The following is a 24,558-nucleotide window of genomic DNA, read 5'->3' as shown; positions in this document are numbered from 1 at the left end:
CAAACTCAATAGAGATATAAGGGGACTTAGAGTGAACAAGTCGGAACTGATTGACGCTATCGCTGCATCTGCTGACATCCCGAAAGCTGTAGCTGGCCGTGCGCTGGATGCAGTAATCGACTCCGTCACCGGCGCCCTGAAGGCAGGTGACTCGGTTGTACTGGTAGGCTTCGGCACGTTCTCCGTGACCGACCGTCCTGCGCGTACCGGCCGTAACCCGCAAACCGGTAAGACTCTGGAAATCCCTGCTGCCAAGAAGCCAGGCTTCAAAGCTGGTAAAGCACTGAAAGAAGCCGTCAACTAAGTCGCTTCTTTCGGGCTTACGCCTCGTCGAATAAGGCCATGGCCTGGTTCGACAGCGAAGCGCAAAGGGGGCAAGCCTCTCGAGAGGCGTCTCCTCCGAAAGCTTAGATATCCGGCTTTCGACCGCTTCGCCAGCTACGAGAAGGCGCATCCTCGGATGCGCCTTTCTTCTATCAGGACTCTACCCACGCTCCACGGTTGCTTTATCAGTACAACCGTTTCTGGGGGACGCATGCTGCAGAATATCAGGGACAATTCACAAGGTTGGATTGCCAAGACCATCATCGGTGTCATCGTAGCCTTGATGGCGCTGACCGGCGTCGATGCCATCTTCCAGGCCACCAGCCACAGCCAGGACGCTGCCAAGGTCAATGGCGATGCCATTAGCCAGAACGAGCTGAGCCAAGCGGTCGACATGCAACGTCGTCAGCTGATGCAACAGTTGGGCAAGGATTTCGACGCCTCCCTGTTGGATGAAAACATGTTGCGCGAAGCGGCACTCAAGGGGCTGATCGATCGCAAGTTGCTGCTTCAAGGGGCCCACGATGCCAAGTTCGCGTTCTCCGAAGCGGCGCTGGATCAACTGATCCTGCAGACGCCGGAGTTCCAGGTTGACGGCAAGTTCAGTGCCGAGCGCTTCGACCAGGTCATTCGGCAGATGGGTTACGGCCGTCTGCAGTTCCGCGAAATGCTGGCGCAGGAAATGCTCATTGGCCAACTGCGTACCGGCCTTGCCGGAAGCGGTTTTGTGACCGACTCGCAGGTTGAAGCATTCGCCCGTCTGGAAAAACAGACCCGTGACTTCGCCTCCATCACCTTCAAGGCAGATGTTGCTGCGAGCAAGGTGAGCGACGACGAGATCAAGGCTCACTACGACGCGCACGCCAAGGAGTTCATGAGCCCGGATCAAGTGGTCATCGACTACCTGGAGCTGAAGAAGTCCGCGTTCTTCGATCAGGTCAGTGTCAATGAAGATGAGCTTCAGGCGCTGTATGAGAAAGAAATTTCCGGCCTCGCCGAGCAGCGTCATGCCGCGCACATCCTCATCGAAGTCAACGACAAGGTGAATGAAGCGCAGGCCAAGGCTCGTATCGAAGAGATTCAACAGCGCCTGGCCAAAGGTGAAGACTTTGCCGCGCTGGCCAAGGAGTTTTCGCAGGACCCGGGCTCGGCCAGCAATGGCGGTGACCTCGGCTTTGCGGGTCAGGGCGTTTACGACCCGGCTTTCGAAGAGGCGCTGTACGCGCTGGACAAGGATCAAGTGTCGGCCCCGGTTCGTACCGACTACGGCTTTCACCTGATCAAGCTGTTGGGTGTGCAAGCACCTGAGGTGCCAAGTTTCGCCAGCCTGAAAGACAAGCTGACGCGAGAGTTGAAGACGCAGCAGGTCGAGCAGCGCTTTGTCGAGGCGACCAAGCAACTGGTTGACTCCGCATTCGAGGCCTCCGACCTGAGCCAGCCAGCTCAGGAGCTGGGCTTGAAGGTCAAGACGTCCGAGCCTTTCGGTCGTGAAGGTGGCGAAGGCGTGACGGCTAACCGTGCTGTGATTCAGGCGGCGTTCAGCCCTGAAGTCATGGAAGAGGGCGCTAACAGTTCGTCCATCGAGCTGGACCCTGAAACGGTCGTGGTCATTCGCGTCAAAGAGCATCGCAAGCCGGCCCAGCTGCCGCTGGAAGCGGTCGCCGACAGCATTCGCAAGCACCTGGCCAAGGAGCACGCCAGTGCTGCTGTGAAGGCTAAAGGCGAAGCCCTGATTGCCGGCCTGCGTGACGGCAAGATCGCGCCGACAGCGGCGTATGAGGGCCAGAGCTGGAAGGTACAGGAAGCAGTGACGCGTAATCAGGACGGTATTGATCCTGTAGAGCTGCAAGCCCTGTTCCGCATGGGCAAGCCTGAAGCCAAGGACAAGCCGCTCTTCGGCAGTGTCAGCCTGGCCGATGGCAGCTTCGTTGTACTGCGTCTGGATGGCGTCAACGAAGGTTCTGCGGCCACTGACGAAGAGAAGTCGGCCTACCGTCGCTTCCTGGCGTCGCGTGCTGGCCAGCAAGACTTTGCAGCCTACCGCAAGCAGTTGGAAGCCAAGGCGGACATCACTCGCTACTGAGTGACGTTCCTCTAGAGCAGCAACGGCAACCGACAAAGCCCCTGACCGAAAGGCCAGGGGCTTTTGTTTGGGGCAAGTGCCACGGCCTACAGCTTCCTGTGGGATGCAGGCTTGGCGTCTGTATCGTTGGCCCACAAATACAAACCCCCGCTAAAAAGCGGGGGTTTGTTTGCAACTACGGCTGTGGCTTACTCGGAGAGATCGCCCATGGCGGTGGTGTTGAAGCCGCCGTCTACGTACATGATTTCGCCGCTGATGCCCGACGCCAGGTCGGAGCAGAGGAAGGCGCCAGCGTTGCCGACTTCCTCGATGGTGACGTTACGACGCAGTGGGGTCTGGGCTTCGTTGGCAGCCAGCATCTTGCGGAAGCTCTTGATGCCGGAGGCAGCCAGTGTACGGATCGGGCCAGCGGAAACGGCGTTCACGCGGGTGCCCTCTGGGCCCAGGCTGCCGGCCAGGTAGCGTACGCCGGCTTCCAGGCTGGCCTTGGCCATGCCCATGACGTTGTAGTTCGGCATGGTGCGCTCTGCGCCCAGGTAGGACAGGGTCAGCAGGCTGCCATTACGGCCTTTCATCATTTCGCGACCGGCCTTGGCCAGGGCGACGAAGCTGTAGGCGCTGATGTCGTGGGCGATGCGGAAACCTTCGCGGGTGGTGACCTCGGTGAAGTCGCCATCCAGTTGGTCGCCCGGGGCGAAGCCAACCGAGTGCACGATGCAATCCAGGCCGTCCCACTTCTTGCTCAGTTCCTCGAAGACCTTGGCGATCTCTTCGTCGCTGGCAACGTCACAGGGGAAGCACAGCTCAGGGCTGGAGCCCCAGCCAGCGGCGAACTCTTCGACGCGGCCCTTGAGCTTTTCGTTCTGGTAGGTGAAGGCAAGTTCTGCGCCCTCGCGATGCATGGCGGCAGCAATACCGGATGCGATGGACAGTTTGCTTGCGACACCGACGATCAGTACGCGCTTACCGGCGAGAAAACCCATGTGTTGTTCCTCTTCAGGTTAATCGACAGCTGTTGGGGCCAAAAAGGCCGCTTCCAGCAGCTGCTGTGTATAAGTATGTTGCGGTGCAGCGAAAATGCTTGCCGCCGGACCTTGTTCAACCACCTGGCCCTGCTTGACCACGATCAGTTGGTGGCTTAGCGCCTTGATCACCGCCAGGTCATGGCTGATAAACAAGTAGGTCAGGTTGTACTTGGTCTGCAGCGAACGCAGCAGCTCCACCACTTGGCGCTGAACGGTCCGGTCGAGCGCCGAAGTGGGCTCGTCCAGCAGTATCAGTGCCGGTTTCAATACCAATGCCCGGGCAATGGCAATTCGTTGTCGCTGGCCTCCAGAGAACTCGTGAGGGTAGCGGTGCCGGGTTTCCGGATCCAGCCCTACCTCCTTGAGTGCCTCTATGATCGCCTGTTCCTGTTCTGCTGCCGTGCCAATCCGATGGATGCGCAGGCCCTCACCGACGATATCGCTCACGCACATACGTGGGCTGAGGCTGCCGAAAGGGTCCTGGAAGACCACTTGCATCTGCCGTCGGAACGGCCGAACCTGTTGCTGAGAAAGGCAGTCTAGCGCCTTTCCTTGAAAACGTATGGCACCTTGGCTGTGCAGCAACCGCAGAATCGCCAAACCCAGCGTGGACTTTCCGGAACCACTCTCGCCAACAATCCCTAGGGTTTGGCCCTGAGGCAGGCTGAAATTGATGCCGTCCACCGCCTTGACGTAATCGACTGTTCGTCGCATCAGGCCTTTTTTGATCGGGAACCACACACGCAGGTCTTCGACCTCCAGTAGCGGCTTGCCGATCGGGTTGTTCGCAGGCTGCCCACTGGGCTCTGCGCCCAGCAGCATCTGGGTATACGGATGCTGTGGAGCACTGAACAATTCGTTGCACGACGCTTGTTCGACGATGCAACCGCGCTGCATGACACATACGCGATGTGCAATTCTTTTTACCAGGTTCAAATCATGGCTGATCAGCAGCATGGCCATGCCCAGCCGCGACTGCAGCTCCCTGAGCAAGTTGAGAATTTTCAGTTGGACGGTCACGTCCAGGGCGGTGGTTGGTTCGTCGGCGATCAGCAACTCCGGCTCGTTGGCCAGGGCCATGGCGATCATTACCCGTTGACGTTGGCCACCAGAAAGCTCATGCGGGAGCGCCTTGAGGCGTTTGACCGGTTCGGGAATTCCCACCAGGTCCAGCAACTCCAGGGTGCGCTCGGTGGCGGCTTTACCCGTCAGGCCTTTGTGCAGCAGCAGTATTTCGTTGATCTGCTTTTCGATGGTGTGCAGCGGGTTCAGCGAGGTCATCGGTTCCTGGAAGATCATCGCAATGCGGTTGCCACGGATGTGGCGCATTTGCTTTTCGTCCAGTTTCAGCAGGTCGCGTTGCTCATAGTGGATGCTGCCGGAGGGGTGGCGGGCGATCGGGTAGGGCAGCAGGCGCAGGATCGAGTGAGCCGTCACCGATTTGCCTGAGCCGCTTTCGCCCACCAGGGCCAGCGTCTCGCCGCGGCGAACATCGAAACTGATATGTTCGACGGCCCGTTGTATCTGGTCGCCGACGACGAATTCGACGGAAAGGTCGCGGACTTCGATCAAATTGTCCTGATTCATCTTATTTCCTCGGGTCGAAGGCATCGCGGGCGGATTCACCGATGAACACCAGCAGGCTAAGCATCAGCGCCAGTACCGCAAACGCACTGATACCCAGCCACGGTGCTTGCAGGTTGGACTTGCCCTGTGCGACCAGTTCACCCAGCGATGGAGCGCCAGGCGGCAGGCCGAAGCCGAGGAAGTCCAGTGCGGTCAGGGTGCCGATTGCGCCGGTGAGAATGAAGGGCATGAAGGTCATGGTCGAGACCATGGCGTTGGGCAGGATATGCCGGAACATGATCGCGCCATTTTGCATGCCGAGGGCTCGCGCCGCACGCACGTACTCCAGATTGCGCCCGCGCAGGAATTCGGCACGCACCACGTCGACCAGGCTCATCCAGGAAAACAACAGCATGATGCCCAGTAGCCACCAGAAGTTCGGCTGCACGAAACTGGCCAGGATGATCAGCAGGTAAAGCACTGGCAAGCCTGACCAGATCTCCAGGAAGCGCTGCCCGGCCAGGTCTACCCAGCCACCATAGAAACCCTGCAGGGCGCCGCTGATCACGCCGATGATCGAGCTCAGGATTGTCAGGGTCAGTGCGAACAGCACCGAGATCCGAAAGCCATAGATTACCCGCGCCAGCACATCGCGCCCCTGGTCGTCGGTGCCCAGCCAGTTCTGTGCCGAGGGTGGCGCGGGGGCGGGGACTTTCAGGTCATAGTTGATGCTCTGGTAGCTGAAAGGAATGGGCGCCCAGAGTACCCAGCTGTCCTTGGCGGCCAGCAGTTCGCGGATGTACGGGCTCTTGTAGTTGGGCTCCAGCGGAAACTCGCCGCCAAAGGTGGTTTCCGGGTAGCGTTTGACCGCCGGGAAGTACCATTGGCCGTCGTAGCGCACGGCGAGGGGTTTATCGTTGGCGATCAGTTCCGCGCCCAGGCTCAGGCCGAACAGGATCAGGAACAGCCAGAGCGACCACCAGCCACGGCGGTTGGCTTTGAAGCGTTCAAAACGCCGGCGATTGAGCGGTGACAGTTTCATCTCATTGCTCCCGGCTTTCAAAGTCGATACGTGGGTCGACCAGGGTGTAGGTCAGGTCGCCGATCAGTTTCACGACCAGCCCCAGCAAGGTGAAGATGAACAGCGTGCCGAACACCACCGGGTAGTCACGGTTGATGGCTGCCTCGAAGCTCATCAGGCCCAGGCCGTCGAGCGAGAAAATCACCTCCACCAACAGCGAGCCAGTGAAGAAAATGCCGATGAAAGCCGAAGGGAAGCCGGCAATCACCAGCAGCATGGCATTGCGGAACACATGCCCGTAAAGCACACGGTTATTGCTCAGGCCCTTGGCCTTGGCGGTGACCACATACTGCTTGTTGATCTCGTCAAGGAAGCTGTTCTTGGTCAGCAGGGTCATGGTCGCGAAGTTGCCGATTACCAGTGCGGTCACCGGTAGTACCAGGTGCCAGAAGTAGTCGAGGATCTTGCCGGTGGTGCTCAGTTCATCGAAGTTGTTCGACGTCAGGCCGCGCAGCGGGAACCAGTCGAAGTAGCTGCCCCCTGCGAACAATACGATCAGCAGAATGGCAAACAGAAACGCCGGGATTGCGTAGCCGATGATGATCGCCGAACTGGTCCAGACGTCGAAATGGCTGCCGTGGCGGGTGGCCTTGGCGATGCCCAGGGGGATCGAGACCAGGTACATGATCAGGGTGCTCCACAGCCCCAGGGAAATCGAGACCGGGAGCTTTTCTGCGATAAGGTCGATGACCTTGGCATCGCGGAAGAAGCTTTCACCGAAATCGAGCCGGGCATAGTTCTTGATCATGATCCACAGGCGTTCCGGCGCCGACTTGTCGAAGCCGTACATGCGCTCGATTTCCTTGATCAGGGCCGGGTCCAGGCCTTGCGCGCCGCGGTAGTTGGAACCGGCTACCGACACTTCGGCGCCGCCGCCGGCAATCCGGCTGGTGGCCCCCTCGAAACCTTCGAGTTTGGCGATCATCTGCTCTACCGGGCCACCGGGGGCGGCCTGGATGATGATGAAGTTGATGACCAGGATGCCCAGCAGGGTCGGGATAATCAGCAGCAGGCGGCGTAGGGTATAGGCCAGCATACTAGTGTGCTCCGCTCGTCGATGCAGTCTCGGTCGGTGCTGCTACGGGCATCACAGGGGTAGTACTGGGTTTGATCCACCAGGTGTTGATGCCAATGTCGAACTTGGGCGGGGTTTGCGGATGGCCGATATGGTTCCAGTAGGCCACGCGCCAGGTTTTGATGTGCCAGTTGGGTACCACGTAGTAACCCCATAGCAATACGCGGTCGAGTGCGCGGGTATGGGCGATCAGGTCTTGCCGCGATTCGGCGTTGATCAGCGATTCCACCAGCGAATCCACGGCGGGGTCTTTCAGGCCCATGAAATTGCGGCTGCCCGGGTTGTCGGCACTGGCGCTTTGCCAATACTCACGCTGCTCGTTGCCCGGGGAGTTGGATTGCGGGAAGCCGCTGACGATCATGTCGAAGTCACGTGAGCGCAGGCGGTTGACGTATTCGGCAACGTCCACCCGGCGAAGGGTCAGATCGATACCAAGGTCGGCCAGGTTGCGTTTGTAGGGCAGCAGGACACGCTCGAACTCGGTCTGGGCCAGCAGAAATTCGATTTTCAGCGGTTTGCCCTGGGCATCGACCATCTTGTCATCCTTGATGCTCCAGCCGGCCTCCTGCAGCAGCTTGTAGGCCTTGCGCTGCTGTTCACGGATCATGCCGCTGCCATCGGTGACCGGGTTGGCGAAGGCCTGGGTGAAGACTTGCTCGGGAACCTTGCTGCGCAGGGGTTCAAGGATCTTCAGTTCGGCGGCATCAGGCAGGCCACGGGCAGCCATCTCGGAGTTTTCAAAGTAGCTGCCGGTGCGGGTATAGGCGCCGTTGAACAACTGCTTGTTGGTCCACTCGAAGTCCAGCAGCAGGCTCAGGGCTTCCCGTACCCGCACATCCTGGAACACAGGACGACGCAGGTTGAAGACGAAGCCTTGCATGCCGGTGGGCAGGCCGTTGGGGATTTCTTCACGGATCAGGCGACCTTCGCGTACCGCTGGCGTGTCGTAGGCCGTTGCCCAGTTTTTGGCGCTGCTTTCCAGCCAATAATCGAACTGCCCTGCCTTGAGTGCCTGCAGTGCGACGGTGTTGTCGCGGTAGTAATCGACCGTCATCTGGTCGAAGTTGTAGAAACCACGGTTGACCGGCAGGTCCTTGCCCCAGTAGTTCTTGTCGCGCACGTAGCGAATTGAGCGCCCGGGCTTGACCTCGGCGATGGTGTAAGGCCCGCTGCCCAGCGGGATTTCCAGGTTGCCCTTGGTGAAGTCACGACCTTCCCACCAGTGTTTGGGCAATACGGCGATCTGCCCGAGAATCAGCGGCAGCTCGCGGTTGTTGTTGTGCTTGAACTTGAACAGCACCCGCAGCGGATCTTCGGCGACCACTTCCGCAACGTCGGCATAGTAGCCGCGGTAAAGTGGGGCGCCGTGCTTGATCAGCATGTTGAAGGTGAACACCACGTCCTCGGCGCGTACTGGGTGGCCGTCGTGGAAGCGGGCTTCCGGGCGCAGGTAGAAGCGCACCCAGCTGTTGTCCGGGGCCTTTTCGATCTGTTGTGCCAGCAAGCCGTATTCGCTGAACGGTTCGTCCAGGCTGGCGCGGGCCAGGGTGTCGTAGATCAGGTCGAGGTTGTCCGCCGAGACGCCCTTGTTGATGAATGGGTTTAGGCTGTCGAAGCTGCCGAAGCCATTCTGGCGGAAGGTGCCGCCCTTGGGCGCGTCCGGGTTGACGTAATCAAAGTGCTTGAAATTGGCTGGGTACTTCGGCGCTTCGTTGTACAGGGTCAGCGCATGTTGCGGCGCGGCCAGGGTCTGCAGGCTGAGGCCAGCAAGCAACAGGCCAGCCAGTATGCGAAAGCCGGGCAATGGCGTCATTGGGCATTCTCCGAAGGCTTGAGCCACCAACTGTTAAGGCCCAGGGTATAGGGCGGTGTGGCGACGAAGGCGAACCGATTGCGGTAGGCCAGGCGGTGATTGTTCAGGTACCAGTTGGGAGTCATGTAGTGCTGCCAGAGCAGTACCCGGTCCAGTGCGCGAGTGGCCGCGACCTGCTCGTCCCGGCTTTTTGCGGCGAGCAGTACCTCCAGCAAGTGGTCGACCACCGGGTCCTTGACCCCTGCATAGTTTTTGCTGCCTTTGACCGCGGCCTGGCTTGAATGGAAATACTGCCACTGTTCAAGACCCGGGCTGAGGGTCTGGTTGAGCGTCATCAGAATCATGTCGAAATCGAACTGGTCCAGCCGCTGTTTGTACTGGGCGCGGTCAACGGTGCGCAAGCGTGCATCGATCCCGATGCTCGCCAGATTTTCGACATAAGGTTGCAGAATCCGCTCCAGGTTTGGGTTGACCAGCAGGATCTCCAGTTTCAAGGGTTGCCCCTTGGCGTTGAGCAGGCGTTGTCCGCTCAGTTTCCAGCCCGCCTGGTTGAGCAGTGTCAGGGCCTGGCGCAAGGTATCCCGGCCAATGCCCCGGCCTTCGGTGCTGCTGACCTTGAACGGCTGGGTGAACAGTTCTGGCGGCAGTTGGTTGCGGTAGGGCGAAAGCATTAGCCATTCTTGCCCGACAGGCAAGCCAGTGGCGCTGAACTCGCTGTTTGGGTAGAAACTGGTCGCGCGCTGGTAGGCGCTACTGAACAGGGTGCGGTTGGTCCATTCGAAATCCAGCATCAGGCCCAGTGCCTGGCGAACCCGGGTGTCGGCAAAGGTCGCCCGGCGGCTGTTCATGAACAGGCCTTGGGTCTGGGTTGGAATCTGGTGCGGGATCTGCGCCTTGATCACCTCGCCGCGACGTACGGCAGGGAAGGTATAGCTATTGGCCCAGTTCTTCGCCTGGTGTTCGATATAGATGTCGAATTCGCCCGCCTTGAAGGCTTCAAACGCAACATCGCTGTCGCGGTAGAACTCGAACTCAACCCGGTCGAAGTTGTACTTGCCACGATTGACCGCCAGGTCCTTGCCCCAATAGTTACTGACCCGCTCGAACACCAGGCTTCTGCCGGGCTGTACCTGAACAATGCGGTACGGTCCGCTGCCCAAGGGCGGTTCGAAGGTTGTGGCCTTGAAATCGCGTGTTTTCCAGTAGTGCTGCGGCAGTACCGGCATCTCGCCCAGGCGCAGGATCAACAGTGGATTGCCAGCGCGTTTGAACACGAAACGAATCCGCTGAGGGCTGAGGATGTCGACCCGTTGTACTTCCTGCAGGTTGGTGCGGTAAAGCGGATGACCTTCCTTGAGAAGCGTGCGATAGGAAAACGCGACGTCTGTCGCGGTAATCGGGACGCCGTCGTGGAAGCGCGCTTCAGGACGCAAGTTGAACACCACCCAGCTACGGTCCTCGCTGTACTCGACCGAGCGGGCGATCAAGCCGTAGCTGGACGTCGGCTCATCGCCGGAAGGATCGTACTGGCCGGTGCCGACCATGAGGGTTTCGTTCAGCTCGCTCACGCCATACTGCAGGAAGTTCGGCGTGGTTACCGGGCTGCTGCCCTTGAAGGTATAGGGGTTGAGCGTATCGAATGTGCCAAAGGCCATGGCCCGCAACGTACCGCCCTTGGGCGCTTGCGGATTGACCCAGTCAAAATGGGTGAACTTGGCTGGATACTTGAGCGTGCCAAACTGGGCGTAACCATGGCTTTCGATGATTGTTGCGCCCGCAGGAAAGCTCAAGGCCAGGCTGATTGACAGCAGGAGGGGGCGTATCAAGTCGGGGATCCATTCCAGGCGGCTTGGGCTTTGGTCTGGCTACAGTAACAGCTTGTATCGACAGGAAAAAGAGTACCGGGTCGCACAGGGGCGGCGCGGCACCGAGTTGATGTGCCGTGCGGCCTCAATGAGGCAGATAGACGGTCAGTGTCTGGCCTGGTTTGAGTGCGTGCGCGGTGCTCGGATTCCAGCGCTTGAGGTGCTGCATTTCGACGTTGAAGCGTTTGGCGACCATGTACAGCGAGTCACCTTTGCGCACCTTGTACTGGGTGGAGCGTTGCTTCACGGCACCTTTGGTGTCGCGCAAGGCAAGGGTCTGGCCGACCTTGACGTTGCGCCCGGAAAGCTTGTTCCAGCGTTGCAGATCGTTGACGCTGACACGGTTGGCTTTGGCAATGCTGGCGAGGTTGTCCCCCCGCTTGACCCGGTAGCTACGTGCGGTACCCGCTGTGCTGGGTTCCTCTTCTGCCAAGGCGGCTTTGAACACGGCCGGCTTGGGCTGCAAGCTGAGCAACTCTTCGGGCTTCATGTTCGACAGGCTGGTCGTGAGCAGTTGCGCTTTGGCCGTGGGGACCAGCAGTTGCTGTGGGCCATCGACCGTCATGCGTTTCTTGAAGGCCGGGTTGAGCTGATACATCTCGTCTTCGTCGATTTCGGCCAGGGCCGCCACGCGCGAAAGGTCCAGGCGGTCCTTGATCTCGATGGCCTCGAAGTAGGGTTCATTGGCAATCGGGTTGAGGTTTACGCCGTAAGCCTGTGGTGTCAGCACAACTTGCGAGAGTGCCAGCAGCTTGGGCACGTAGTCGCGGGTTTCCTTGGGGAGCGGCAGGTTCCAGTAGTCGGTCGGCAGGCCGAGACGTTCGTTACGCTCAATGGCGCGGCTCACGGTGCCTTCGCCGGCGTTGTAGGCCGCCAGTGCCAGCAGCCAGTCGCCGTTGAACATGTCGTGCAGGCGTGACAGGTAGTCCAGCGCTGCGTTGGTCGACGCGGTAATGTCGCGCCGACCATCATAGAAACGCGTTTGGCGCAGGTTGAAGTGCCGCCCGGTCGAGGGGATGAACTGCCATAGGCCGACCGCATGGGCGCGTGAATACGCCAGGGGGTTGTAGGCGCTCTCGATCGCGGGTAGCAGTGCCAGTTCCAGCGGCATGTCGCGCTCTTCAAGACGCTCGACGATGTAATGCATGTACAGGCTGCCGCGGTCACCGACTGTTTCCAGGTGCGAAGGGTTACTGGCAAACCACAGGCGCTGTTGCTCGATGCGCGGGTTGACCCCGATATCGTCCTGCAACTTGAAGCCCTGACGCATGCGCTCCCAGACATCATCCGGTGCCTGTTGTGCAGGCTTGTCGTGGATGAAGACCGGTTTTTGCTTCAGTCGGGCCTGGTAGTTGTGCGCGCGAACGCTCTCGGAGTCACCCATATGACTGGTGCTCTGGCAGCCCACGAGCGTGGCAGTCAGAGCCAGCGCGACAGCTTGTGCGACGCGCGTCAGGGTGACGGAATTGAGGGTTCTGCGGCTAAGGGACGACATTGGCTGGAAGTAAGTTCCTGGCAAAAATGTCGGGCGATTCTAGAAAGCAGCCGGGGGGTGGTCAACCTCTCAGAACTTTTGGTGCCCAGCCGCGTCTGCTTAGAACGTATCTTTCCAAGCCCTTAAGCCAGCAAAAACAGTACTTGGAGAGGCGCTTGGGGTGCCATTCCGTTCGTCCACTTTTTCTTTAACGGATGTTTCGCCGGTGCGCAAAAAGGGGTTCGTCAGCTTCTCCAGTGCCAGCGTGGAGGGTAATGTGATGCGATCGTGTGCGCGAAACTGGGTAACGTCGGCGAAGCGTTGGGCAATATGCGGGTTTTGTGGTTCCACCGCACAGGCAAAGCGCAGGTTGCTCAGGGTGTATTCATGTGTGCAATAGACCAGCGTCTCGGCTGGCAGGGCTGCCAGGCGTTGCAGTGACTGGTGCATTTGCTCTGCAGTGCCTTCGAACAGGCGACCGCAGCCTGCGGCGAATAGCGTGTCGCCGCTGAACAGTAGCGGTGTTGGTGTCTGGCTACTGTAATAAGCAATATGCCCCAGTGTATGACCGGGCACTGCCAGCACCTGGAACGTCAGGCCCAGCACGTGCAGGCGGTCGTTGTCGTTCAGGGCCAGGTCGCGGGCCGGGATTGGCTCTGTAGCCGGGCCGCACACCCGGGCGCCGGTGGTCGCCTTGAGCGTTTCGATGCCGCCGACATGATCGTGGTGGTGGTGGGTGATCAGAATGTCGCTCAACTGCCAGCCAGGGTGATGGTCGAGCCAGGTGAGCACGGGGCCGGCGTCCCCCGGATCGACGACCGCACAACGGCGGCTGGCAGGGTCCTGCAACAGCCAGATGTAATTATCGGAGAAAGCGGGCAGGGCATCGATCTGTATCATGGTGCGATTCGCCAAGCGTGGGACATTGGTGCATCTTAGAGGCTATGGGGTTCCACGAGAACCCGGCAAGCGGGAGAGGGCTATGACCGACAAAGCGTTCGCTCAGGCTGATCCGGACTGGCTTGAGCTGATCAGTCTGGCGAGAGACTGGTTCGGCGGGCCATTGGGGCAGTTGTTGCTCAAAGAAGAGCAGCGGCTGCTGGAGGAGGAACTGGGGCGTTACTTCGGTGGCTACCTGGTGCATTACGGCCCTTGTGCCGAGGCTCCGCCCAATGCGCCGCAAGTGCAACGCAATGTGCGCCTGGGCGCGCCGTTGCCAGGGGTGGAGATTGTCTGTGAAGAGCAGGCCTGGCCGTTGAGTGAGCACGCCGCTGATGTGGTCGTGCTGCAGCATGGGCTGGACTTCAGCCTTTCGCCGCATGGCCTGCTGCGCGAGGCCGCCAGCAGCGTGCGCCCTGGTGGGCATTTATTGATCGTCGGTATCAACCCCTGGAGTACCTGGGGAGTGCGTCATTTCTTTGCCCATGATGCCTTGCGCAAGGCGCGCTGCATCTCGCCCTCTCGCGTCGGCGACTGGTTGAACCTGCTGGGCTTCGCGCTGGAGAAACGCCGCTTCGGGTGCTATCGTCCGCCGCTCGCTTCCGCCGCCTGGCAACAGCGCCTGGAAGGCTGGGAGCGCTTGGCCGGCCGATGGCAGGGTGTCGGCGGTGGTGTCTACCTGTTGGTAGCGCGCAAAATGGTGGTTGGCCTGCGGCCGCTGCGCCAGGAGCGTCGCGAACCCATGGGCAAGTTGCTGCCCCTTCCGATGGCCAAGGTCAACCGACGCAATTCCGAACCCTGAGCGTGCAGGCTCGGGGGCAATTACTGATGAAAAAGGCTGTACATGAGCGAAAGCGTCGAGATCTACACCGATGGTGCCTGCAAGGGTAACCCTGGCCCCGGTGGCTGGGGCGCCCTGCTGATTTGCAAGGGTGTGGAAAAGGAGTTGTGGGGGGGCGAGCGCGAGACGACCAACAACCGTATGGAGTTGATGGCCGCCATCCGTGCGCTGGAAGCCCTCAAGCGCAGTTGCGAAGTGTTGTTGGTCACCGACTCGGAATATGTCATGAAGGGCATTAACGAGTGGATGGTCAATTGGAAGAAACGCGGGTGGAAAACCGCTGCCAAGCAACCGGTGAAGAATGCCGACCTGTGGCAGCAGCTTGACGAACAGGTCGGTCGGCACCAGGTGACCTGGAAGTGGGTGCGCGGCCACACTGGCCATGACGGCAACGAGCGGGCCGACCAGTTGGCCAACCGCGGTGTCGATGAAGTGCGCGGTCTGCGCTGAGCGTAAATCGGTCCGGCAAATGCCTGGGAGCTGAGGTAGAATTCCCGGCTTTCCCAATTGAGCACCCTGTCACTGTCGGCTTGGCCGGATCAGTGACGGGGTGCGGTTTTCTAGATGTGCGCGGCAGGAGATCACCGGCGTGGAGATGCATAACAACAGGTCGGTAGTGCTGGATACCGAAACCACCGGTATGCCGGTTACCGACGGTCACCGGATCATCGAGATCGGTTGTGTCGAGGTGATTGGTCGGCGTCTGACGGGCCGCAACTTCCACGTTTACCTGCAACCGGATCGGGAGAGTGACGAGGGCGCTATCGGCGTTCACGGCATCACCGATGCGTTCCTGATTGGCAAACCGCGCTTTGCCGAAGTCGCCGATGAATTCTATGAATACATCAAGGGTGCGCGGCTGATCATCCATAACGCGGCGTTCGACGTTGGTTTCATCAACAACGAATTCGCCTTGGCCGGTTACGCCGACCGCACTGACATCACCCAATACTGCGACGTGCTCGACACCCTGATGATGGCGCGGGAACGTCATCCAGGGCAACGCAACAGCCTTGATGCCTTGTGCAAACGCTACGGTATCGACAACTCCGGTCGCGACTTGCACGGCGCGTTGCTCGACTCCGAGTTGCTGGCAGACGTCTACCTGGCCATGACCGGCGGGCAGACCAGCCTTTCGTTGGCTGCCGACGGTGCCGAAGACAGTAACGGCAACAGCATTCAGGGCAGCGAAATTCGCCGGTTGCCGGCTGATCGTCAGCCTGGACGAATCATTCGGGCTAACGCCAGCGAGCTTGAAGCCCATCTTGCCCGCCTGGAAGCGATCGCCAAGTCCGCGGGTGGTCCGTCGTTGTGGCAACAGATGAACGAGGCGAACTGAAGTCGTTCCTGCACACTGGCGGCAACCTTCTAACCTGTGAAGTGAAAGGCTCTTCGGGCCTGTCGTTTCCGGGGTGGGGTGGCGCATGTACAAGGATCTTAAGTTTCCCGTTCTGATCGTTCACCGCGATATCAAGGCTGATACGGTTGCTGGCGAGCGCGTACGCGCCATTGCCCAGGAGCTGACGCAAGACGGCTTTGCGATTCTTTCGGCAGTGGATTACGCCGAAGGACGTTTGGTGGCGTCCACTCACCATGGCCTGGCGTGCATGCTGATCGCTGCCGAGGGTGCCGGGGAGAATACTCACCTGCTGCAGAACATGGTCGAGCTCATTCGCCTGGCGCGGCTGCGTGCGCCACACCTGCCGATCTTTGCCCTGGGCGAGCAAGTGACGCTGGAGAATGCGCCGGCAGAAGCCATGAGCGAGCTGAACCAGCTGCGCGGTATCCTCTACCTTTTTGAAGACACGGTACCGTTTTTGGCGCGGCAGGTGGCACGGGCTGCGCACAATTACCTGGACGGGCTGTTGCCGCCGTTCTTCAAGGCATTGGTGCAACACACTGCGCAGTCCAACTACTCCTGGCATACGCCGGGGCACGGTGGCGGCGTGGCGTATCGCAAAAGCCCGGTGGGCCAGGCGTTCCACCAGTTTTTCGGTGAAAACACCTTGCGCTCGGATCTCTCGGTGTCGGTGCCGGAGCTTGGCTCGCTGCTCGATCACACCGGGCCACTGGCTGACGCTGAAGCGCGGGCTGCGCGCAACTTTGGTGCGGACCACACCTTCTTTGTGATCAACGGCACCTCTACGGCCAACAAGATTGTCTGGCATGCGATGGTCGCTCGCGATGATCTGGTGCTGGTTGACCGCAACTGTCACAAGTCAGTGTTGCACGCCATTATCATGACCGGTGCAATCCCTTTGTACCTGTGCCCTGAACGCAACGAACTGGGCATCATCGGGCCGATCCCGCTGAGTGAATTCAGCCGCGAGTCGATTCAGGCCAAGATCGACGCCAACCCGCTGGCGCAGGGCCGCGCGCCGAAGGTGAGAATGGCCGTGGTGACCAACTCGACCTATGACGGCCTGTGCTACAACGCCGAGCTGATCAAGCAGATGCTCGGCAACAGTGTCGAGGTGCTGCACTTCGACGAAGCCTGGTATGCCTATGCGGCGTTTCATGAGTTTTTCGCCGGGCGTTTCGCCATGGGAACGTCACGCAGTGCGGACAGCCCGCTGGTGTTCAGCACCCATTCGACCCACAAATTGCTGGCAGCCTTCAGCCAGGCTTCGATGATCCATGTGCAGGATGGCGGGGCTCGGCAGTTGGACCGAGACCGTTTCAACGAAGCGTTCATGATGCATATTTCCACGTCGCCGCAATACAGCATCCTGGCGTCGCTCGACGTGGCGTCGGCGATGATGGAAGGCCCGGCCGGGCGTTCTTTACTACAGGAAATGTTCGATGAAGCGTTGAGCTTCAGGCGGGCCCTGGCCAACCTGCGCACGCATATCGCCGCCGATGACTGGTGGTTCAGTGTCTGGCAACCACCACGGGTCGAAGGTGCGCGGGCGGTGGCTACTGCTGACTGGCTGCTGCAGCCGCAGGCCGCATGGCACGGGTTTGGCGAGGTGGCCGATGACTATGTGCTGCTCGATCCGATCAAGGTCACGTTGGTCATGCCGGGCCTGACTGCGGACGGTGCGCTGGGCGAGCACGGGATTCCGGCGGCCGTGGTCAGCAAGTTTCTCTGGGAGCGAGGGCTGGTGGTGGAAAAGACCGGGCTCTATTCCTTCCTGGTGCTGTTTTCCATGGGTATTACCAAGGGCAAGTGGAGCACCTTGCTGACCGAGCTGCTGGAGTTCAAGCGCAACTACGACGCCAATACCGACTTGCTCGAAAGCCTGCCGTGCGTGGCAAACCTGGCCCCGTCGCGTTACCAGCGGTTGGGCCTGCGTGACCTGTGTGACCAGTTGCACGACTGTTACCGCAGCAATGCCACGGCCAAGCAACTCAAACGTTTGTATACCCGGTTGCCGGAGGTGGTCATGAAGCCGGCCGATGCCTACGACAAACTGATCAGGGGGGAGGTGGAGGCGGTGCCCATCGACCAATTGATCGGGCGTATTGCCGCCGTCATGTTGGTGCCGTACCCGCCGGGCATACCCTTGATCATGCCGGGTGAGCGCTTCACCGAGGCGACACGCTCAATCATCGACTACCTGGCCTTCGCGCGGGCTTTCGACACCGGTTTTCCCGGCTTTGTCGCGGACGTGCATGGGCTCCAGCATGAAGACACCGCCCAGGGGCGGGTCTATACCGTCGATTGCATTACGCCCTGAATGGGCTCAGGGGATGCGGATGATCTCCACACCGCTTTGCACCAGTTCAAAGCGGTCCTCACCCAGGTGGTTGACCCGGTCACCGATCGCCAGGCGGTAGGTGGTAACGGGGAGCGAGGCGGCAGTTCCATCGGCCTGCAGGGTAGATTCCTGGAACTCATGTACAGGGTAGATACGTCCTTCAGCATCCCGTGCATGAAATTGTCCGACCAGTACTGCTGTCATTTAACGTGCAACCTCTGAAATAAAAATGCGCTGTCAGCCATAGACCGCTGTAACTGCGGGGAGTTTTGCCAGTGTAGAAAAAAACTGAGGAGCTGCACTGATCGTCTATACCTAAAATTCCCTATGTTTTTCAGGTTGGAGAGCGCTATGAGTCCGGTCTATTCAGTTGCGGTGCTGGTGGGCAGCCTGCGTAAGGAGTCCTTGAATCGCAAGGTTGCTCGCGCGCTTGCCGAGTTGGCGCCCCCCAGTCTCAAATTGAGTATTGTCGAAATTGGCGGGCTGGCGCTGTACAACGAAGACATTGATGGCACGCCACCCGCTGCCTATACGGCTTTTCGTGAGCAGATTCGCAACAGCGATGCACTGTTGTTTGTGACACCTGAGTACAACCGTTCGGTCCCAGGTGTGCTGAAAAACGCCATTGATGTGGGTTCACGGCCCTACGGGCAGAGTGCCTGGAGCGGCAAGCCGGGCGCCGTAATCAGTGTGTCGCCGGGTGCGGTGGGGGGCTTTGGTGCCAACCATCATTTGCGCCAGTCGCTGGTGTTCCTCGACGTGCCCTGCATGCAGCAGCCTGAGGCATATGTAGGCGGGGCGGGGAGCCTGTTCGATGAACATGGCAAGCTTTCGGAGAAAACCCGGCCGTTTCTGCAGGGGTTCATTGACAGCTATGCGCGCTGGGTCGCGCTGCATCAGCGTTGAGGTGAGGCCGGCTCCTTTCAGGAGCCGGCACTGCGCAGTCAAACCGCTTGCGGCATCTCACCTCGGGCCAGACGCTGGTTGATGTCAGCGATCACGCCGGGTAACTCATTGATAGTGTCGATCAGGTAGTGCGGGCGCGAACCTTCGAACATCGCATGAATGCGTTTGCGCTCGGCTTCCAGCGTGTTCGGGTCGAGGGCGCGATAGCCTTCGTAGGTCAGGCCCAGGGCGTTGCCGGAACAGACCAGGGCGACGGTCCACATGCCGGCGCGGCGGCCTTCGAGGATGCCTGGCACGGTGTCATCGACCTTGACGCATGCAGCGACGTCGTCGATGCCCAAGGCAATCACGTTGGCCAGCGCTTGCGCCGGCCAAGGGCGTCCATTAGGGGTTTCGTCGGTGGCCACTACGTGGTCGGCAACATAGCCGTTCTTTGCCGCCAGTTCGACCACCTTGTCCATCACCACTTTCGGATAGCCCGAGCACGAGCCGATCTTCAGGCCGTTCTGACGCAGGCCGGTGAGGGTGTCCAGCGCGCCGGGGATCAGTGCCGAATGCACGGCGATCTTCTCGATCTGCAGCGGCATGAAACGCTGGTAAATGGCGGTCACGTCATCATCGGTCGGGGTGCGCCCGAACACCTTGCGGTAGCGCTCGGCAATCTGCGGTTGGTCGCAGAGGGTGCGGATATGGTCCCATTTGCCCATGCCCATCGGGCCGCGGGCTTCCTCGATAGAAACCTCGACGTCGAACTCGGCAAAGGCTTCGACGAAGATCTGCGTGGGTGCAAAGGAGCCAAAGTCGACCACGGTACCGGCCCAGTCGAGGATCGCGGCTTGCAGGTGTGTTGGGTTTTTGTAGTTCATCGGTGAATTCCTTGATCGGTCATGCCATCGGGCGGATTGAAAACGGCTTCAGATATCCAGCACTTCCATTTCGCGCAGCACTTCGGCAATGGCGTTGACGGCGGCGCTCATGCCGTCCGGGCCAACACAGCCGATGCAACCGACGCGGAAGGTTTCCACTTGGGTGAGCTTGCCAGGGTAGAGGATGAACCCCTTGGCCTTGACCCGCTCGTAGAAGTCTTTGAAGGCGTAGCGTGCATCACGAGGGGCGTGAAAGGTGACGATGATCGGTGCCTGGATGTCTGCCGGCAGGAAGCTGCGCAGGCCAATGGCGGCCATGCCATCGAGCAGGGTTTTGCAGTTGCTGGCGTAGCGCTGATAACGAGCGGGCAGGCCACCTTCCTCGTTGTACTGCAGCAGGGCTTCATGCAGGGCCGCGACCACATGGGTGGGCGGGGTGAAGCGCCATTGGCCGGTCTTGGCCATGTAGCTGTGTTGATCGTGCAGGTCCATTGCCAGGGAATGCGAGTTGCCTTCGGCAGCGGCCAGCGATGCCTGGTTGGCGAATACGAAGCCCATGCCTGGCACACCTTCCAGGCACTTGCCGGAAGCGGCGATCAAGGCATCGAAGGGCACTTCGCTGGCGTCGATCGGCAAGGCTCCGAACGAACTCATGGCATCGATGATCAGGCGCTTGCCGTGGTTGGCGACGACCCGGGCGATGTCGGGCAGCGGGTTGAGAATGCCGGTACTGGTTTCACAATGAATCAGCGCCACGTGGGTGATGCTGGCGTCGGCCTGCAGCAGGCGGTCGACATCGGCAGCCGTGGTCGGCTCGTCTTCTGCGGTTTCGAACGTGCTGTAGGCGCGCCCTAGTACTTCGCAGATTTTTGCCAGGCGCTGGCCGTAGGCGCCGTTGATCAGTACCAGCACTTTACCGTCGCGCGGTACCAGGGTACCGATGGCTGCTTCCACGGCGAAAGTGCCGCTGCCTTGCAGGGGAACACAATGGTGTGTCCCGGCGCCGTTGATGATGGCCAGCAGTTGTTGGCACAGGCTGGCGGTCAGTTGGTTGAAGTCACGGTCCCACGAGCCCCAGTCCACCAGCATTGCTTGCCGTGTACGGGCCGAAGTGGTCAGGGGGCCAGGGGTCAGCAGGATCGGAGCGGCAGTACTCATGGTGGTGGTCCTCACAAACTGTGGGCTGAAGGTACGGGGCTTAAGTTGCAATTCCGCGCGCCATCAATCAAATTGTTTGTTGTTATGCCAACTATAAGTGGGGCCGATACTGATGAACCTGTTCCAGCTCCGCGCCTTTGATGCCGTGGCCCGTGAAGGCAGTTTTACCCGGGCCGCCAATCGCTTGTTCATCAGCCAGCCAGCGGTCACCGGGCATATCAAGGCACTTGAAGAGCATTACCAGATCACCTTGTTGCGCCGTACGGCGCGCCGGGTGGAACTGACCGAGGAGGGCACCCGCCTGGCGGCGATCACCCGTGCCATGTTCAGCCTGGCTGAAGAGGCCCAGGCGATGCTTGAAGCCAACCGGCAGTTGCTGACCGGGCGCCTGGAAGTGGCCGCAGACGGCCCGCACCGGGTCATGCCGATGCTCGCGCAATTGCGCGCCCGCTACCCGGGCATTACGGTCAACCTGCGCCTGGGCAATGCTCAGGAAACCCTTGCGGCGTTGTTGTCCGAACATGCCGATGTGGCGGTACTGACCGAGGTGGAACCGCGCAAGGGGCTGTATTTGCAGAGCCTTGGGCCGTCGCATATCTGTGCACTGATTCCGGCCGGGCATGAATGGGCTGCCAGTACTGCGCAGTTGCCCATTGACCAGTTGGATAAACAGATCATGGTGCTGCGCGAGCCCAGTTCGATTACCCGGCGCACCTTCGATCAGGCGTGCAGCGAAGCGCAGGTGCAGCCCAGGGTCCTGCTGGAACTGGATAGCCGCGAAGCAGTGACCGAAGCCGTGGCGGCAGAGCTGGGTATCGGCATTGTCGCCTCGGTCGAAGTCAGCCACGACCCGCGTGTTGTGGCCCGGCCGATTGCCGGCCCGGGGCTGATCAACCAGCATATGCTGGGTTGTCTGGAACGGCGCCGTGAGCTTCGGCTGATACGGGCATTTCTGGACCTGGCACAGCAGGGCTGAAACGAGCGTTTTCGCTGGCGGAGCTCTAAGATGTCGACCGGCAACCTCAAGGGAAGGTGAAGTACAAGCGATGACGGAGAAAGACACGATCTCCATGCAACTGGTGCGTGAGGCCCTGTTGCAGAGTTGTGCAGCAGGCAGCGCCACGAGCGAGGTACTCAAACGGGTCGGCATCGACCCGCAGCAGTTGGGCCAGCTCGATGCCCGTGTGCCGGCCAGTGCCTATGCGCAGCTATGGCGGCTGTTGGCGCGACGTTGTCACGATGAGTTTTTCTGCATGGACCCGCGCGGCTTGCGCAGCGGCAGCCTGGCATTTTTGTGCCGTTCTTCCATGGCGCAGCCCACGCTGGGCGCCGCGCTGGAGTCGGCGCTGAGCTTCCTGTCATTGATGCTGGAGCACCTGCAACCGGTGTTGGTGCGCCAGCAGAGCCTGGCCGAAATCGTGGTCGGCGAACCTGAAGATGCACCTCGTCGGGCGTTTACCTACTTCACCTTCTGGATGATCGTTCATGGTGTCGCCTGCTGGCTGGCAGGGCGGCGTATTCCGATCCTGGCTATCGAACTGCGCTGTACCGAGCCGGACTTCTGCGACGACTACCGGGTGATGTTTTCCGAGAACCTGCAGTTCGGTCGCCCGCGCACGCGGATGATCTTTGCGGCCGAGTGCCTTGATCTTCCCGTCAGGCGCAGCGTCGATGAGTTGCAGCGCTTTCTGGCCGAAGCGCCCGCCAACATCCTGGTCAAGTACCGCGACCCGGCCAGCCTGGCGCGGCGTATTCGCCACGACCTGCGCGCGCTGCCCGCTGCTGCCTGGCCCGAGACCGAAGCCTTGGCCCAGCGCCTGTGCATTTCCGCCTCGACGTTACGGCGGCGCTTGGCCGATGAAGGGCAGACCTATCAGGGCTTGAAAGACAGTGTGCGCCGGGAACTGGCGATCACCTGGTTGGCCGAAGCCGACGTCAGTTTTGCTGACATTGCCGCGCGCCTGGGGTTTGCCGATACCAGCTCGTTCTACAAGGCATTCCGCAAATGGACCGGCAGTAACCCGGGGCACTACCGCAGCCTGATTCTTCTGCCGACCGACTGAGTGGCCAAACCAGTCATCCAGATTGCGCGCTTTGACCATTGCCGCAGGCAGTGACCAGCGCGACTATCAACAGATCATTCGTTTATTCCAAAAATAAGAAACGAGGAGTCTGGTGATGCGTGAATACAGCGTGGCTGCGGGCAGCTTCAACTATCAGCAGGCCGCCGACGAGGCCCTTGCAGGTAACCTTGAGGCGCTCAACGCCTGTGTTGAGTGCTGTGACCGACATGCCCAGGACGGGCGTATTGCGTTGAACTGCGAAGACCGTGACGGTAACAGCACGCACTACAGTTTTGCCGATCTGCAGGCCCGCGCCGCGCGGTTTGCCAACGTGCTCAAGGCTCAGGGTGTAGGCCCCGGCGACCGTGTGGCGGGTTTGTTGCCACGTACCGCAGAACTGCTGGTGACGATACTCGGTACCTGGCGCCTGGGTGCGGTGTACCAGCCGCTGTTCACCGCATTTGGCCCCAAGGCGATCGAGCACCGACTGGAAAGCTCCGGTGCCAAGGTGGTGATCACCGACCGCAACAACCGCAGCAAGCTCGATGACGTCGAGGGTTGCCCGCGGATTATCTCGGTGCTCGCTCAGGCTGACTCCGGCGACCTCGACTTCCATACCGAACTCAATGCTGCGGCGAGTGAATGCGAGCCTGTGCTGCTGAGCGCCGACGCACCGTTTCTGCTGATGTTCACCTCCGGCACCACCGGCCCGGCCAAGCCGCTGGAAGTGCCGCTGCGCGCGATCGTCGCGTTCCAGGGGTACATGCGCGACGCCATCGACCTGCGCCCGGAAGACGCTTTCTGGAACCTGGCCGACCCGGGTTGGGCTTACGGGCTCTACTATGCGGTTACCGGCCCGCTGTCGCTGGGCCACGCGACGACCTTCTTCGATGGCCCGTTCAGCGTTGAAAGCACCTGCAAGGTGATCAAGAAATACGGCATTACCAACCTCGCCGGTTCGCCGACCGCCTACCGTATGTTGATTGCTGCCGGTGAGGACTTTTCGGCGCCGATCAAGGGCTGCCTGCGGGTGGTCAGTAGCGCTGGGGAGCCGCTCAACCCAGAAGTGATCCGCTGGTTCGCCGAGCAGTTGAATGTGCCTATCCATGACCACTATGGCCAGACCGAGCTGGGCATGGTCCTGTGCAATCACCATGGTCTTGCGCACAAGGTGCATATGGGCGCCGCAGGTTTTGCCGTTCCAGGGCATCGCATTGTCGTGCTGGATGAGCAGCAGCGTGAACTGCCTGCCGGGCAGCCAGGCATTCTCGCCGTGGACCGTGAGCAGTCACCACTGTGCTGGTTCGCGGGTTATCACGGCCTGCCAACCAAGGCCTTTGTCGGCAAGTACTACCTGAGTGGCGACACCGTCGAGTTGAACGACGACGGCAGCATCAGCTTCGTCGGCCGCAGTGACGACGTGATCACCACCTCCGGTTACCGGGTTGGACCGTTCGACGTCGAGAGCGCCTTGATCGAACACCCTTCGGTGGTCGAGGCCGCGGTGATCGGCAAACCCGACCCAGAGCGCACTGAGCTGGTCAAGGCGTTCGTGGTGCTGGGGAATGGCCACAGCGCCAGCCCCGAACTGGCCGAAACCCTGCGCCAGCACGTGCGCCAACGCCTGTATGCCCATGCCTACCCACGTGAAATCGAATTTGTCAGCGAGCTGCCGAAAACCCCGAGCGGCAAGCTGCAGCGCTTCATCCTGCGCAATCAGGAAATCGCCAAACAACAAGCCGCGCTGGGTCAGACCGCCAGCGCCTGAGGAACCCGAA

21 protein-coding genes are annotated in these 24,558 nt (G+C 60.4%); 10 read left to right on the top strand and 11 right to left on the bottom strand.

What is annotated here, in order from left to right:
- Positions 1–31 precede the first annotated feature (31 nt).
- A complete protein-coding gene (locus tag CYD26_RS02790; protein ID WP_065761180.1) occupies positions 32–304 on the top strand; it encodes an HU family DNA-binding protein in 273 nt (90 codons plus the stop codon).
- A gap of 231 nt (positions 305–535) precedes the next feature.
- Positions 536–2,407: a SurA N-terminal domain-containing protein gene (locus CYD26_RS02785; protein ID WP_099775324.1), complete on the top strand. Its 1,872-nt coding sequence runs from the start codon at positions 536–538 to the stop codon at positions 2,405–2,407.
- Between the two features lie 188 nt (positions 2,408–2,595).
- Here CYD26_RS02785 and fabI read toward each other — a convergent pair whose 3' ends face one another.
- The 8 genes from fabI to gloB all read right to left on the bottom strand — a co-directional run bounded on the left by fabI (position 2,596) and on the right by gloB (position 13,206).
- Positions 2,596–3,390: an enoyl-ACP reductase FabI gene (fabI, locus tag CYD26_RS02780; RefSeq protein WP_099775323.1), complete on the bottom strand. Its 795-nt coding sequence runs from the start codon at positions 3,388–3,390 to the stop codon at positions 2,596–2,598.
- An 18-nt stretch (positions 3,391–3,408) separates the two neighbouring features.
- On the bottom strand, positions 3,409–5,019 hold the full coding sequence (locus CYD26_RS02775; protein WP_102051752.1) for an ABC transporter ATP-binding protein: 1,611 nt from the start codon (positions 5,017–5,019) through the stop codon (positions 3,409–3,411).
- Between the two features lies 1 nt (position 5,020).
- Positions 5,021–6,040, bottom strand: coding sequence for an ABC transporter permease (locus CYD26_RS02770; RefSeq protein WP_102051751.1), 1,020 nt, complete (start codon positions 6,038–6,040; stop codon positions 5,021–5,023).
- 1 nt (position 6,041) lies between these two features.
- On the bottom strand, positions 6,042–7,115 hold the full coding sequence (locus CYD26_RS02765; RefSeq protein WP_065761185.1) for a microcin C ABC transporter permease YejB: 1,074 nt from the start codon (positions 7,113–7,115) through the stop codon (positions 6,042–6,044).
- A 1-nt stretch (position 7,116) separates the two neighbouring features.
- Positions 7,117–8,967 carry an extracellular solute-binding protein gene (locus tag CYD26_RS02760; protein WP_102051750.1) on the bottom strand — a complete coding sequence of 617 codons (1,851 nt, stop codon included), beginning with the start codon at positions 8,965–8,967 and terminating at the stop codon, positions 7,117–7,119.
- Entirely contained in the window at positions 8,964–10,793 is a 1,830-nt protein-coding gene (locus CYD26_RS02755; protein WP_178081683.1) for an extracellular solute-binding protein, read from the bottom strand. The genes CYD26_RS02760 and CYD26_RS02755 overlap by 4 nt, the downstream gene beginning before the upstream one ends.
- Positions 10,794–10,917: 124 nt before the next feature.
- Positions 10,918–12,327, bottom strand: a complete 1,410-nt coding sequence (locus CYD26_RS02750; RefSeq protein ID WP_102051749.1) for a transglycosylase SLT domain-containing protein — start codon at positions 12,325–12,327, stop codon at positions 10,918–10,920.
- Positions 12,328–12,426: 99 nt separating this feature from the next.
- A complete protein-coding gene (gloB, locus tag CYD26_RS02745) occupies positions 12,427–13,206 on the bottom strand; it encodes a hydroxyacylglutathione hydrolase (protein ID WP_099775321.1) in 780 nt (259 codons plus the stop codon).
- Positions 13,207–13,288: 82 nt separating this feature from the next.
- On the opposite strand from gloB, the gene CYD26_RS02740 reads away from it, so the two are divergent.
- From CYD26_RS02740 to CYD26_RS02725, 4 genes are all read left to right on the top strand, one after another.
- A complete protein-coding gene (locus tag CYD26_RS02740; protein WP_065759897.1) occupies positions 13,289–14,047 on the top strand; it encodes a methyltransferase domain-containing protein in 759 nt (252 codons plus the stop codon).
- Positions 14,048–14,089: 42 nt separating this feature from the next.
- Positions 14,090–14,536, top strand: coding sequence for a ribonuclease HI (gene rnhA / locus CYD26_RS02735; protein WP_065759898.1), 447 nt, complete (start codon positions 14,090–14,092; stop codon positions 14,534–14,536).
- A 145-nt stretch (positions 14,537–14,681) separates the two neighbouring features.
- Complete coding sequence (gene dnaQ, locus CYD26_RS02730; RefSeq protein WP_065759934.1) at positions 14,682–15,425, top strand: DNA polymerase III subunit epsilon; 744 nt, start codon at positions 14,682–14,684, stop codon at positions 15,423–15,425.
- Positions 15,426–15,510: 85 nt separating this feature from the next.
- Positions 15,511–17,766, top strand: a complete 2,256-nt coding sequence (locus CYD26_RS02725; RefSeq protein ID WP_102051748.1) for an arginine/lysine/ornithine decarboxylase — start codon at positions 15,511–15,513, stop codon at positions 17,764–17,766.
- Positions 17,767–17,772: 6 nt separating this feature from the next.
- On the opposite strand, the gene CYD26_RS02720 is transcribed toward CYD26_RS02725, so the two are convergent.
- Positions 17,773–17,991, bottom strand: a complete 219-nt coding sequence (locus CYD26_RS02720) for a hypothetical protein (protein WP_065759900.1) — start codon at positions 17,989–17,991, stop codon at positions 17,773–17,775.
- Positions 17,992–18,138: 147 nt separating this feature from the next.
- On the opposite strand from CYD26_RS02720, the gene CYD26_RS02715 reads away from it, so the two are divergent.
- Positions 18,139–18,693: an NADPH-dependent FMN reductase gene (locus tag CYD26_RS02715; protein ID WP_065759901.1), complete on the top strand. Its 555-nt coding sequence runs from the start codon at positions 18,139–18,141 to the stop codon at positions 18,691–18,693.
- 38 nt (positions 18,694–18,731) lie between these two features.
- Here CYD26_RS02715 and phnX read toward each other — a convergent pair whose 3' ends face one another.
- Together phnX and CYD26_RS02705 are read right to left on the bottom strand one after the other, a co-directional pair.
- Positions 18,732–19,559 (bottom strand): phosphonoacetaldehyde hydrolase, encoded by an 828-nt coding sequence (phnX, locus tag CYD26_RS02710; RefSeq protein WP_065759902.1) that lies wholly within the window; start codon positions 19,557–19,559, stop codon positions 18,732–18,734.
- A gap of 48 nt (positions 19,560–19,607) precedes the next feature.
- Positions 19,608–20,717 carry a 2-aminoethylphosphonate--pyruvate transaminase gene (locus CYD26_RS02705; RefSeq protein WP_099775320.1) on the bottom strand — a complete coding sequence of 370 codons (1,110 nt, stop codon included), beginning with the start codon at positions 20,715–20,717 and terminating at the stop codon, positions 19,608–19,610.
- A 112-nt stretch (positions 20,718–20,829) separates the two neighbouring features.
- On the opposite strand from CYD26_RS02705, the gene CYD26_RS02700 reads away from it, so the two are divergent.
- The 3 genes from CYD26_RS02700 to CYD26_RS02690 all read left to right on the top strand — a co-directional run bounded on the left by CYD26_RS02700 (position 20,830) and on the right by CYD26_RS02690 (position 24,548).
- Positions 20,830–21,693 carry a LysR substrate-binding domain-containing protein gene (locus tag CYD26_RS02700; RefSeq protein WP_065759904.1) on the top strand — a complete coding sequence of 288 codons (864 nt, stop codon included), beginning with the start codon at positions 20,830–20,832 and terminating at the stop codon, positions 21,691–21,693.
- Between the two features lie 70 nt (positions 21,694–21,763).
- Positions 21,764–22,780, top strand: coding sequence for an AraC family transcriptional regulator (locus tag CYD26_RS02695; protein WP_065759905.1), 1,017 nt, complete (start codon positions 21,764–21,766; stop codon positions 22,778–22,780).
- A 115-nt stretch (positions 22,781–22,895) separates the two neighbouring features.
- On the top strand, positions 22,896–24,548 hold the full coding sequence (locus CYD26_RS02690; protein ID WP_065759906.1) for an acyl-CoA synthetase: 1,653 nt from the start codon (positions 22,896–22,898) through the stop codon (positions 24,546–24,548).
- Positions 24,549–24,558 lie beyond the last annotated feature (10 nt).

Origin of the sequence: Pseudomonas sp. FFUP_PS_473, assembly GCF_002858665.1 — a bacterium.
Lineage (GTDB): Bacteria > Pseudomonadota > Gammaproteobacteria > Pseudomonadales > Pseudomonadaceae > Aquipseudomonas > Aquipseudomonas defluvii.
This window is presented reverse-complemented; position numbering and strand designations above follow the sequence as displayed.

What these genes read in the sequence shown, in the direction of transcription:
- CYD26_RS02785 (WP_099775324.1), top strand. Translation starts at nt 536, where the DNA reads ATGCTGCAGAATATCAGGGACAATTCACAAGGTTGGATTGCCAAGACC.
- fabI (WP_099775323.1), bottom strand. Translation starts at nt 3,390, where the DNA reads ATGGGTTTTCTCGCCGGTAAGCGCGTACTGATCGTCGGTGTCGCAAGC.
- CYD26_RS02775 (WP_102051752.1), bottom strand. Translation starts at nt 5,019, where the DNA reads ATGAATCAGGACAATTTGATCGAAGTCCGCGACCTTTCCGTCGAATTC.
- CYD26_RS02770 (WP_102051751.1), bottom strand. Translation starts at nt 6,040, where the DNA reads ATGAAACTGTCACCGCTCAATCGCCGGCGTTTTGAACGCTTCAAAGCC.
- CYD26_RS02765 (WP_065761185.1), bottom strand. Translation starts at nt 7,115, where the DNA reads ATGCTGGCCTATACCCTACGCCGCCTGCTGCTGATTATCCCGACCCTG.
- CYD26_RS02760 (WP_102051750.1), bottom strand. Translation starts at nt 8,967, where the DNA reads ATGACGCCATTGCCCGGCTTTCGCATACTGGCTGGCCTGTTGCTTGCT.
- CYD26_RS02750 (WP_102051749.1), bottom strand. Translation starts at nt 12,327, where the DNA reads ATGTCGTCCCTTAGCCGCAGAACCCTCAATTCCGTCACCCTGACGCGC.
- gloB (WP_099775321.1), bottom strand. Translation starts at nt 13,206, where the DNA reads ATGATACAGATCGATGCCCTGCCCGCTTTCTCCGATAATTACATCTGG.
- CYD26_RS02740 (WP_065759897.1), top strand. Translation starts at nt 13,289, where the DNA reads ATGACCGACAAAGCGTTCGCTCAGGCTGATCCGGACTGGCTTGAGCTG.
- rnhA (WP_065759898.1), top strand. Translation starts at nt 14,090, where the DNA reads ATGAGCGAAAGCGTCGAGATCTACACCGATGGTGCCTGCAAGGGTAAC.
- dnaQ (WP_065759934.1), top strand. Translation starts at nt 14,682, where the DNA reads ATGCATAACAACAGGTCGGTAGTGCTGGATACCGAAACCACCGGTATG.
- CYD26_RS02725 (WP_102051748.1), top strand. Translation starts at nt 15,511, where the DNA reads ATGTACAAGGATCTTAAGTTTCCCGTTCTGATCGTTCACCGCGATATC.
- CYD26_RS02720 (WP_065759900.1), bottom strand. Translation starts at nt 17,991, where the DNA reads ATGACAGCAGTACTGGTCGGACAATTTCATGCACGGGATGCTGAAGGA.
- CYD26_RS02715 (WP_065759901.1), top strand. Translation starts at nt 18,139, where the DNA reads ATGAGTCCGGTCTATTCAGTTGCGGTGCTGGTGGGCAGCCTGCGTAAG.
- phnX (WP_065759902.1), bottom strand. Translation starts at nt 19,559, where the DNA reads ATGAACTACAAAAACCCAACACACCTGCAAGCCGCGATCCTCGACTGG.
- CYD26_RS02705 (WP_099775320.1), bottom strand. Translation starts at nt 20,717, where the DNA reads ATGAGTACTGCCGCTCCGATCCTGCTGACCCCTGGCCCCCTGACCACT.
- CYD26_RS02700 (WP_065759904.1), top strand. Translation starts at nt 20,830, where the DNA reads ATGAACCTGTTCCAGCTCCGCGCCTTTGATGCCGTGGCCCGTGAAGGC.
- CYD26_RS02695 (WP_065759905.1), top strand. Translation starts at nt 21,764, where the DNA reads ATGACGGAGAAAGACACGATCTCCATGCAACTGGTGCGTGAGGCCCTG.
- CYD26_RS02690 (WP_065759906.1), top strand. Translation starts at nt 22,896, where the DNA reads ATGCGTGAATACAGCGTGGCTGCGGGCAGCTTCAACTATCAGCAGGCC.